General features: G+C 58.9%; 5 protein-coding genes. All 5 read right to left on the bottom strand.

Annotated elements, in window-relative coordinates; genetic code table 11:
* On the bottom strand, positions 1–375 hold a 375-nt coding region (locus FJY67_09380; GenBank protein MBM3329663.1), incomplete at its 3' end, for a hypothetical protein.
* A complete protein-coding gene (locus tag FJY67_09375) occupies positions 375–4,229 on the bottom strand; it encodes a T9SS type A sorting domain-containing protein (GenBank protein MBM3329662.1) in 3,855 nt (1,284 codons plus the stop codon). The genes FJY67_09380 and FJY67_09375, both read right to left, overlap by 1 nt.
* A 93-nt stretch (positions 4,230–4,322) precedes the next feature.
* Positions 4,323–7,913, bottom strand: a complete 3,591-nt coding sequence (locus FJY67_09370) for a T9SS type A sorting domain-containing protein (protein ID MBM3329661.1) — start codon at positions 7,911–7,913, stop codon at positions 4,323–4,325.
* Positions 7,914–8,206: 293 nt separating this feature from the next.
* Positions 8,207–9,565, bottom strand: coding sequence for a DUF1573 domain-containing protein (locus FJY67_09365; GenBank protein MBM3329660.1), 1,359 nt, complete (start codon positions 9,563–9,565; stop codon positions 8,207–8,209).
* Between the two features lie 157 nt (positions 9,566–9,722).
* Positions 9,723–10,997 carry an MFS transporter gene (locus tag FJY67_09360; protein MBM3329659.1) on the bottom strand — a complete coding sequence of 425 codons (1,275 nt, stop codon included), beginning with the start codon at positions 10,995–10,997 and terminating at the stop codon, positions 9,723–9,725.
* Between the last annotated feature and the right edge of the window lie 202 nt (positions 10,998–11,199).

Raw genomic sequence — 11,199 nt, 5'->3', positions numbered from 1 at the left:
GAACCATCGAATTTCAAATTCAGGATTAAGTCTCAAAATTCCATTACCCACCATGACAAACCCGCCGTCGGGCATCCTGCTTGCGCCACGCACCGATTCGGCGATTCGCCTATCCGGAATCGCCGTAAAGAATCGGCGTCCTTCCACAACGCCAAAAGCGTTAGTTCTAATTAACTGAAAATCATATCCAGTTACATCATTTGCATAACCAGTGCAACAAATGTTGAATCCATCTTCTTGAGCCAGAAATGGGACTATTGAAGACGGCCTATCTACGTTTTGAATGGATGCAGTCCAAACCGTATCAGGCTGCCCGAGAGCGATGGTGGGGATGGCGACAAGCGCCATCCCCACCCAGAAAATAATCCGATGCATTACTTTACGAGTAGCAGCTTTTGCGTATGGACTGCGCTTCCTACCTCTGCCTTGACGAAGTAGGTTCCTGCAGAAAGACCCTCTGCCTTCCATCCGACAATATGGATTCCGGCGGCAAACTGACGTGTTCCCGACTGCACTTCACGCCCCGAAATGTCGTAAATCCCCAACTTCACCAGCCCCGCCTCTGGAAGCGAGAAGGTGAACCTCGTGGATGAGTTGAAGGGGTTAGGGAACGGCTCGTAGAGCGCAAAGCGCTCCGGAATCTCCGGGCTCTTGGTGCCCTCTGTGGTGAGATATCCGAGTTCAAAGCCGTCGGAATCATAAACGCCATTCCCTTCTACCCAGTTGACCGCTAACGGAGTCTCTTTGGTACCATCCCACACCTTGACGGTGAGAGTTTCCCCTTCCAGCGCCCCGTCGATCGCTTCGGTCGTGGGGTCATCGCCCCAGACGGCGAGACCAATGCGGAATGCAGAATGCAGAATGTGGAATGAAGAAGTGCCGACGCATAAGCCGTTCTCCGCAAAAACCCCGATTTCCCCTGTTCCATCTTCCATCTTCCATCTTCCATTGAATAGCACCGACATATTCCTCCCCGTCCGCTCCACCGGCTGGAAGTGAGTTGGCTCCATACCCTCATCCCCCCGATATATCGGGGAGTCACCGGCTTTCTGAAGTTTCGGGGAATTGCCGGAGGTTGTAGGAACCCCCCGATAAATCGGGGAGCCACCGGAGAAGAAGATATCAGCATCAGCATTAGCATTAGCATTCCGTTCCGCATTCGGGTATATGAGTTCCACCTCTTCGGTCACTTTCACTTGATAGCCCTGACCGCGCTGCAAAGGTGCGAGGTTATTGAAATCCTGTTCCGGCAGGTAAAATCTACCGACACCATCCTTGGCGATGATTAGTTGCTCCTCGATACCCGCCAGCGCAAGCGGCGCTTCTGCCGGCCGGTCGGGCAGGTAGGCGACCATATTCCAGCCCCTTGCGAGCGGAATCGGCGTCGCCGCATCCGCCAGTAAGCCGCGCAACTCGAGGGTGCAAATCCCCTCGACCCGCACCTGATACCCCTCCCTCGCGTCCCACCGGGGGATGTTGTTGAAGCCTTGCTCCGGCATATAGAACCGCCCTCTTCCATCCTTGACGATGCGCACCTGACCCGTTTCGACCAGCGGCGCAAAGATCGCGACGACGTCGTCTTCGGCCGGCTGAACCGGCGACGAGACCATATTCCAACCGCGCGCGAAGCCGATCTGATATCGATCTCCGGCATCGCCTTCGATCTCGAGGGTTATCGGAAGCCCGATCTCTTCGCCAAGGTTGTTGGTCGTAAAGACTATCTCCCCGGATAGCACTTCGCCGGCCCGGAAGTCGAGGGGGGTCAACTCGAGCGTGATGCTGCCGCGCTGGTTCACTTCCAGTTCGCCGGTGACCTCACTCAGCGCCATCCAGCCGGTGAAGCCGGTGATGAGCCGCACCTGCACCTGATCGCCGCCCCGGTTGCGCGACCGGTTGGCGATGTGCAGCAGCGACCAGTAATGCCGGTCGTAGTCCCGGGTGATGAACGCGCCGCCGAATTGCGCAGCATCATCGAGCGCAATGGGGATTCCCCTGAGCGTATCCCCGGTTGCAGGATTGAACCGGTGTATGAACTGCTGACCGAGCGCGGGCGTATTGAGGGCGTAGAGCGGGTGACCGTCCGGATCGTCGGGAAAATAAGCCAGGCTGTTGATCCGCAGTCCCTGATGGTTGACAAGTCCGTCCAGACGGTTGCCGTCCCGGTCGTAGGCGTGGATGTTCTGCCCCATAATGCCGATCCAGAGGACCCCCCGGTTTTCGTCCCAAGTTATCAAATGGTTGGGATTGTTAGGCCCGGCGAAGCGGCGCACCAATTCACCGTCGGGGCGGTAGCCAAAGACGTCGCGTTCGCCCGATCCCCAGATCAGTTCGCCGTCCCACGCCAGATCTCTCATGCCATATACCGACTCGCCAACTTGATTGAAGCGCCGGACGACCTCGCCATCGCGGTTCATCACATAGACCTGATGCGGCAAACCTCTCGCCGCACCGGATATATAGAACTCATCCCAGGCCAGCACCACTCCTTCGATCCGGTCGTCATTGACCGCCGCTCCGACATTATAGGAGCGAACGACCGACCACGGCTCGCCGCCCGCCTCGCCGCGCAGACGGGGCCGCGCTCTCCACTCGAGGAGCGTATCCCCAGCATTGCTGAAGTTCAATTCCACCTCGACACTGTCGCCGAGTTCAACCCGTTCATTTACCTCTGCCTGCTCGAGCCGCATCTCCGATTGATGCAAAATGAGGTTGAACTCCCAACGGTCGTCAAGTTCGAATACCAGGTTGTCGAGGCGGTTCATAGCATATCCGGGGCGCGTGACTTCCAAGATATGCTCCCCTTCAAGAATGAAATCGAAGCGGTAGTAGCCCTCGTCGTCCGACCGGGTTACCTTGCGCCCGTCACGTTCTCCGGTCAGGACGATAGTCGCTCCATCGATCCTCTGCTCCGTCCGCGCATCGATGACGAATCCCTCCATCGTAGCCTCGCGCCCAAAGTAGAGCGCTCCAATGTCGGCGCGGGTCCCGTCGGGATCAGGCTCGGAATCGGGGTCTCCGGCGTCGATGCAGGGGGAGTCGGGCTGGAGGCGATAGTCGCCATTGTCAAAGTCGGCAAATAGAGGATCGACATCGAGGTTGTTCTCGCCCCAGAGGAACCCATTGCCTTCGGCGATCGCATCCCGTCCTCCTACCACATCGTTGTAGTCGAATGATGCTTGGCCAAAGTAGCATAAACCGCTGTTATCCACAAATATCGAGTTCCTTATTGTCGTGTTGTTCCGATCTGTTCCCGTTAGAGTGAACGCTCTACCGCCATCTTCTGCGACATTATTCGCTACGGTCAGATTGTCGAAACTGCCACGGCCAGCAATGGCTACCACTGGAGTAGTTGGTGAGGAATTTCCAGCGATGAGCACACGGTCGAATATTGAAAGGCGCGGCGGCTGGTAAATGTTAATTGCACCATACGCTCTCTGGTTACCTACGGAGCGATTGGCGACAATCGCCGTTCGCTGCAATCTCACCGTATCGGCGTTAGTTGAATAGACACAGACCCCCCCCGCAATCGGGATTCCTTGGCTCTGCGTCGTATTGCCTCTGATTTCACAGTCAATCAAGGTCACGCCAGTTTGATAGAGCCCAATTCCTCCCGCTCCTATGCCGGTGATCAACTCGTTTCCTATGATCTGACAATTGACGAAGGTGGGGTGCCCACCAAAGTGAACGCCAACGCCTCCACCGTAGGTGCCCGGGCTGCTGCGAGCAATATTGCTGTCGATCAAGCATCGCTCGAAGCGCGGCCGCGCGCCAGTGCTTACGTGAACCCCACCACTCCCTTGCCGGGCTGTGTTGCGCGTGATGCGCATATCGCTGATCCGTGGCCGGGTGTCTCGTTGACAGTCGATTCCTGCGCCGAAGTCCTGTATCCCGTTGCGCACCGTGAAGCCGCGCAGGATGCTCGTCTCGGGCTCGCGGGTGCGAAAGACGACGCCGGGACCGGCATTCTCGCCGTCGATGATGGTGGAGTCGATGTAGGCGGGGTCGTTCGTGGTGAGGATCAGACTGGCGACGGTGATGGCGCGGCCTTGAAAGTCGATCCGCGTATAGACGCCCGGCTGGACGAGGATCGTGTCGCCGTCCTGGGCATCCGCGATGGCGGGCTGAATCTGCTGATGATCTTGCGGCACCCGCAGGATGCGCGCCGTCGCGACGCCGGTCAGCGTCGCGACCAGCAGGATAGCGGCGAATAGGCTCTTTAGTCGGAACATAATGGTTACCTCATGTGTGACTGGCGGACGCCCGCGTCCGACAACTTGGTTCGGAGGGACGAGGACGTCCCCCCGGCACAAATCTCAATAAAGTCAACGTATCAATACCACCTTGGCGCTCCGTGCGAGGTCTCCTGTTGATAATCTAATAACATATACTCCCGCCGGCAACTCACCGGCCCTCCAGACGACCCGGTGCGTCCCGGCCGTGAGACGCCCGTCAACCACCTGATCCACCAGTTGCCCCCGAAGGTCGTAGATGACTACATTGACCGCCCCTGCTTCCGGCAGGTCGAAGCGGATGGTCGTCGCACTGTTGAACGGGTTCGGGAACGGCTCGTAGAGCGCGTAGCGCTCCGGAATCTCCGTGCTCTCTGTGTCCTCTGTGGTGAGATTTCCCAATCCAAAACCGTCTGTTTCATAGACGCCCTTTCCTTCTGCCCAATCGACCGCCAACAGATTCTCTTCTGCACCATCCCACACCTTGAAGGTGAGGGATTCCCCTTCCAGCGCCCCGTCGATCTCTTCGGTGGTTGGGTCGTCGCCCCAGACGGCGATGCCAATGCGGAATGCGGAATGCAGAGTGCGGAATGAAGCGGCGCCGACGCATAGGCCTTCCTTCGTGAAGGCTCCAATTTCGCACGTTCCATTTTCCATTTTCCATCTTCCATCGATCAGCACCGACATATTTCTCCCCGTCATCTCCACCGGTTGGTAGTGGACATCACAGTCATCTCTTACATTGACATTCTTCGCCATCATCCGCCTTGCGCCCGGATAGTTCAGTACGCAGTTCTCGCTTACTTTGATCTGATACCCTTTTCCGGGCTGCCATGGCGGCATGTTCGAGAACCGAAGGCGCGGATTGGCAAACCGGCCTAAATCGTCTTTGGTAAGCAAGACGAAGTCAAGAATCGGCGAAATCGCTCGAAACTCCGGCGCCGACATTTCGAGTTGATAGACCGGGAAGTAGGCGATTATATTCCAACCCCTCGCGATCGGGATGTCAGCGTCGGGCGGGATCGGCTCGCCGGTGATGACCAGTTCCGCCGCTTCGCTCATCTTCATCTGGTAGCCTTCGGTCAGATTCCAGAAGAGGATGTTGTTGAAGCCGAAGCGCGGGCTGTAGAACCGCCCCCACTCGTCCTTGACCAGAAGGAGCCGGTCGCCCAACTGCGCAAGAAGCCGGACCATATCGGGGCCTTCTTCGCGACGCCAGAATTCCTCCGGCGGGACGACGTTGAGCGAGATCAAGTTCCAGCCCGGACGGAGCGGGATCCCCTGCCGACCGGTAACGGCGTCGAGGGAGAGCATCGTGAAGTCGTTCTCGCCGTAGTTCGCCGGACCTTCGATGATTTCGGGCTGGCAGCGGTATTCGATGCGGGAATGAGGATCGTAGGCGCGGAAGTCCATCGGCTCGCCATTCCGGAAGTAGTTGTCGCCACCGAATGCCGCGACGCCCCAGGGCGGCCCGTTGTCGTTCATTTGCATCCAGCCCGCCATTTGTCCTCGCGGGGTGAAGATGCCAATCTCCCAATCGGGATCGACCCATTCTCCGTGGAAGGTGAAATCTGTGATCAGAATGGAATGGTTGTCCTCCGCGTCGAAGGGCGGCCAGTCGCGGAAAAGGGACTCGATGCGGTGATAGAAGCGCAAGTTGAAACGCACCTCCGGCGCCTGTGGGTCGCTCGTGCGCAGCACCAGTTCGGCGTCCATAGGCAGCGCTTCGCGGGGGAAGTCGCGCGGATCAATGTTGAGCGACACCTGGGTCTCTCCGCGCGGGGCAATGAGACCCTCCGGTGGCTCGATCCATATGAGGCGCGGTCTTTCGGCGACGCTCCACCAGAGCCGCGCTGCGCCTTGGGCTTCACTATTCTCCAACAAGATGGTTCGAGTCACCCACCTATCGTCTTCTTCCCGATCCTCTCGTGTGATGCCGAAATAGATCGGCCGTTCGCCCGGCGCGGGGTCGCTGCCGAAGCGGGGCGGGCGGAGGTTCGTCACCCGCGCCTGGGCCGGGATTTCGGCATTGAGCCACCGCTCCCGGCCGACGAAGATCAGTGTCCCCTCGTGCAGCCCTGCTTCATCCGATTGAAAGATCACCGACAGGAGTCGCCTTTCGCTGGGCGCGAGTTCCATTTCCTCCGGTTCGACGCGGAAGAAGTCGTTGTCCGAGAAGGCATCCAGCAATCGCCAGGGGCGGGTGCCTCCGTTCCAGACCCGCACTGCAAGCGTGCAGGGGAAATCGGGTATGATGTCCCCGAACCGCCGGTTGAAGTCGATCACGTCGGGAAAGCCCCAGGCTTCGGGCCATCCATAAGCAATGAACGGCCCGTCCATTTCAAATACATGCATCAGCACCGCGACCTCGATATCCGGATCATTGGGGTCGTTGGTAAGAATGTGGAGTATCCCCTCGTAATCGCCATCCACGGCGTCCCGCGCATCGAGCGTCAGGGTGAAGACGAACTCGCCGTCCGGTTCAACCTCGCCCCGGTCGGGCGCGACCGAGAGCCATTCGATCGTGTCCTGCTGCCCGTCGGGTTCGCGGACCTGCTCCACTTCCAGCGCCAGCCGCCGCGGCTCGTCGCCGTTGTTGAAGAGCGACGCTTCGATTTCGGCGACCTCCCCGGCGAAGAGTGTCTCTTCGAACTGCTCGGGAAGGGGCTGGATCGGGTCGCGGCGCAGCGCGATGCCCCGCAGCGGGATGCGCAGCGGATTGCCGTTGGGGTCGTTCGATTCTATCAGCATCGCGGCTTGGTATTCGCCCTCCTCGGGCGGGCTGAAGATAAAATCGACCTCCAATTCGCGGCGGGGCGCCAGTTCGAAGCCGTTCGGCTCGGCGCGGAAGGCTTCGTTGTTCGCAGCGATCTGCTCAACCACGAGCACCGCTGTGCCGGGGTTGCGGAAGGTGACCGGAACGGCATACGACTCGCGTTCGAACATGTCTGGAAAGGCGCCGTTGAAGTCGATGATTTCGGGGAAGCCGGCGTCGGCGTCCCATTCGATTGCCTGCACCGCTATGCCCAAAACGCTGAAGAAGATATCGACATCGACCCGCGGATTGTCGGGATCGTTGGAGTTGATGTGGAGGACGGCTTCGTATTCGCCCCCGATGAGGCCGACTTGATCCAATGTTACAATAATATCAACATCTTCACCAGGTTCGAGAGTGCCCTCGGACGGATCCACCGTTATCCAGCGGATGTTTTCGTCGTTGCCATCCGGCTCGGCGACAACCTCAATTTCGATAGCAAAGCGCAACGGCGCCCCACCCTCATTTGAAATGTTGACACCGTTTTCATCTATGCGGACCACAATCCGCGGCGGGACGGGGAGATCGACGACGATCTCGGCCTCGGGGCGGTCGGGGTCGTTGGAGGAGACCGTAATGGCGACCACGGCGGGCCATTCCTCGCCCGGGATGTGATCGATCCCGACCCATTCCTCCTCGCCCGCCGCGACCGCAAAGGCACGGTCGTGATTCCATACCTGATAGAAGGGCGGGGCGATGGCGATCTCTTCGACCTCCAGCGCCTCGTCGCCCGCATTGCCGACGACCAGAAACCACATCGGGGGCCAGAATTCGTTGTTCAATTCGGTGCGTAGGTCGATCCTCGGCTGGGCGATGGCGGCATTAGCACCGAGCGCCAGCAATAGGGTGGTAAGAAGAAGCCGTTTCATAATCCCCTCGCAAAAAACTAAAGAACACCCTTCGTCATTCCCGCACAGAAGACTGTCCGAGAATAGACAGACTTGTGCCGTCGGGTATCCTCACCCGACGGTATACTATTGTAAATAAAAGATCATTGGTGTCAGGTGGGGACACCTGACACCACAAATTCACATTCTCGGACAGACTCGCAGGCGGGAATCCACGATTAATTAACTTGAACTGGCGCACTCCATTCTAATCGCATCAAAGCCGCAGAGCCGCGCGACCCACCCGACTTTCTCCCTTGCTCCCTTGCCCACTGCTACCTCACCAGCACCGCCTTCGCCCTCGCCTCCCCTCCGCTGCCGGAGAGCCGCGCCAGATAGACCCCAGCAGCGATATTCCCCGGCGCCTCCCAATCCGCCCGGTGCCAGCCGGCATCGAACCGCCCCCCGGCAAGGCGCGCCACCTCGCGGCCCGTAAGGTCAAAGACCGCCAGTTGCGCTTCGCCCGGTGCCGGCAGCCCGAACCAGAGCGTCGTCCGCCCGTTGAAGGGGTTGGGGAAGGGCACTCCAAGGATCAATGTCGTTGGAGGACTTGCGGATCGGCCACCTGGCACACCAAGTCTATAAAAGTCAAAAAGCATCCCAATCATGGCTTCGGGCCGAGCCGGATCATTGGATGTGATGAAAATATCCGCTTCATACTGTCCTTCCGGGCAGCCCGCCGAATTGACCCGGATCAACAGTCCCAGTTCCACCCGGGTAGCGGTGATCCATTCGATGCCTTCCGCTCCCCCTGGCTCGCGTATGACAATAATTCTGCCAATGCCCCAGCGCAGTGCGCCTTCTCCGCCGTTTGTGATCGAGACGTTGTATTCGCGAACATCACCAATATCGATGTCGTCCTCGATCGACATCGGATCGATGATCAAGCGGGGCGGCCCTGACGCTACAGCATGGAGGGGGATTGCAATCTCCCTGTCTACGTTGTTTGAGATAATGTGCATTGTCCCTTCATAGTTGCCAACTTCTTCGCCCGAGAAGGACACCGTCACCACCCGTTGTGCGCCCGGCTCCAATTCGAAGGCACTCGGTTCTGCCACAAATGCCTCGTTATCCGCAACAATGTCCTCGATCGCCAGCATCTCGTCCCCGTCGTTCGTCACCGTTAACTCGACCGGATACCTGACCTCGGGAAAGACGTCCAGATACCCTTGGTTCCAGTCGATGATGTCGGGGTAGCCGAAGACCTCGTCCCATTCGAGCATCAACACGGGTGGTATGCCGTTAGTCTGCAGCGTGACATTCACATCGACTTGTGGTTCAGTCGGGTCGTTGGACCGCACCTGCAAGTTGGCTTCGTAGATGCCCTCGATCAGGCCGATCCGGCTCAAGGTTACAACAACATCGAGGTCTTCACCCGGTGCCAATGCACCATCATCTGGTTCGAACGTGACCCAATCATCGACCCGATTCCCGTCCGGCTCGTTGATTATTTCAAGTATGATGGTGAAGAAGAGGATTTCGTCGCCGGTATTGGCGATGTTGAGGATGTTCTCTTCGACTTCCCCATTCATTCCTCCAAATTCGATCGCCTGCGGTTCGACTTCGATCCTCGGCTGAGCCGTCAGCACTGCCGGCAACATCAGCATAAGCATCAGCATCAGCATCTTTTTCATTGCAGCCTCTAAAAAATGATGGAGCCGTCCGTGGGGTGCGCCCGGCACCCTTACGGACGGCTCAGTGGTCCCTGTTCTTCCTGACAAGAGCGTCTCCTTGGTCACCGAAAGAAAGGTCGTTTACTCGTTAACAAGTTAGCATCAATGTCCAACTATGTCAAGCGCCTGTCTCCGCAACCTTGACCGGCCTGCCCAGCAGCCTGAATCCCGCCGCGCTGACCACGGCCACCGCTGCGATGATTGCCCATGCTGGTTGCGGATCGGGCATATGATCGAGCAGCAGACCTCCCAGCAGCGGGCCGGTCGTCCAGCCCAGGTGAAGCGCCAGGTTGTGCGCTCCCATATACCCACCGAGCCGCCCCTCCGGAGCCAGACTCGAGACATAGGACGCCGCCGTCGGCATCTCAATCATCTCCGCGATGGTGATGACCGCCATCGCACCCGCCAGCGCCCACCAGCCGTTTGCCAGTCCGACCGAGCCGTAGCCGACGCCGTAGAGCACCCCGGCCAGCCCCATCATCGTCAGGTCGGAGCGCCGTGCCGTCCAGCGCGTCACAAGCACTTGCAGCGTCGCTACCATCCCGCCGTTGATCATATAGAGCAACCCGATAGACGACTTTGGAAGGCCGATCGCTCCTGACGCATAGACCGAGAGCGTCGCAATCAACTGGCCTCGCACCAACCCGAGCAGGATGTGCAGGAGCAGAAAGAGCAAGAGTGCCCGGTCGGCAACCATCATCCGGAACGGATTGTAAGCCTCGCGTGAACTTGAGCCGCTTGCCAGAGTCTCGGGCACGGTCCACTTGACGAGCAGCGCCGATACGACGATCATCAAGCCCGTCGCCCAGAAGAGCGAAGCATAACCGGCGCCGACCAACAGCCCCCCGATCGCCGGCCCAATCGCCCAGCCAAGGTTGCCCGCCATTCGTAGTAAGCCGTAGGCGTGACTCCGGCGTGCCTGCTCGGTCACGTCGCCCACCATCGCATCCATCAGCGGAAAGATCGACGTCCCCATCAACGCCGCAAAAATGTAGAAGAGCGAAAACCAGCCGAACGACTTATGGCTTGCCACCAGGTAGCCGAGGAAGAAGAACATCCCGGCTCTACCGATCAGGAGCAGCACCAATAGCCTGCGGCGGCCCATCCCGTCCGAGAGCGCTCCCCCAATAGGCGCGCCGATCGAGCCGGCAATGCCCGATAAGGTCAGCATCGCCCCGATTAGCGTCATCGAGACGAGCAATTCCTCGTGCAGGTAGATAGCCAGAAACGGCATCGAGATCGAGAACCCGAGCGCTCCGATCAGCCGCACCAAGGCAAGGTTGGTGATGACCTTGCTCAGGTCCCCGAAGAGGAACCCGGCTGCGCGGCCAATGAGCCGCCCGACACCTCCCCGTGTCGTATTCGTGTTTTTTGACTTGTATTGCAATACTATTACTTACACAAATGCCTTTCTAAAGGGGAGTATCCGCGTAGAGGCCGAAGACGCTACAGGCGGTTTCGTGCCCAATAACCCGATCCGTAGAGGCCGAAGCCCCGCAGGCGGCTTCGTGTTCGAAAGGAAAGGGCAGAATCGCCTTTCAGCCGATTGGCTGCGTCTTCGGTTTGCCCCGTCCGGTCGCCCCTACGTGCCCCGT

It is taken from the genome of Calditrichota bacterium (assembly GCA_016867835.1).
Lineage (GTDB): Bacteria > Electryoneota > AABM5-125-24 > Hatepunaeales > Hatepunaeaceae > VGIQ01.
This window is presented reverse-complemented; position numbering and strand designations above follow the sequence as displayed.

Coding starts and splice junctions, on each gene's coding strand:
- FJY67_09375 (MBM3329662.1), bottom strand. CDS start 4,229: ATGTTCCGACTAAAGAGCCTATTCGCCGCTATCCTGCTGGTCGCGACG.
- FJY67_09370 (MBM3329661.1), bottom strand. CDS start 7,913: ATGAAACGGCTTCTTCTTACCACCCTATTGCTGGCGCTCGGTGCTAAT.
- FJY67_09365 (MBM3329660.1), bottom strand. CDS start 9,565: ATGAAAAAGATGCTGATGCTGATGCTTATGCTGATGTTGCCGGCAGTG.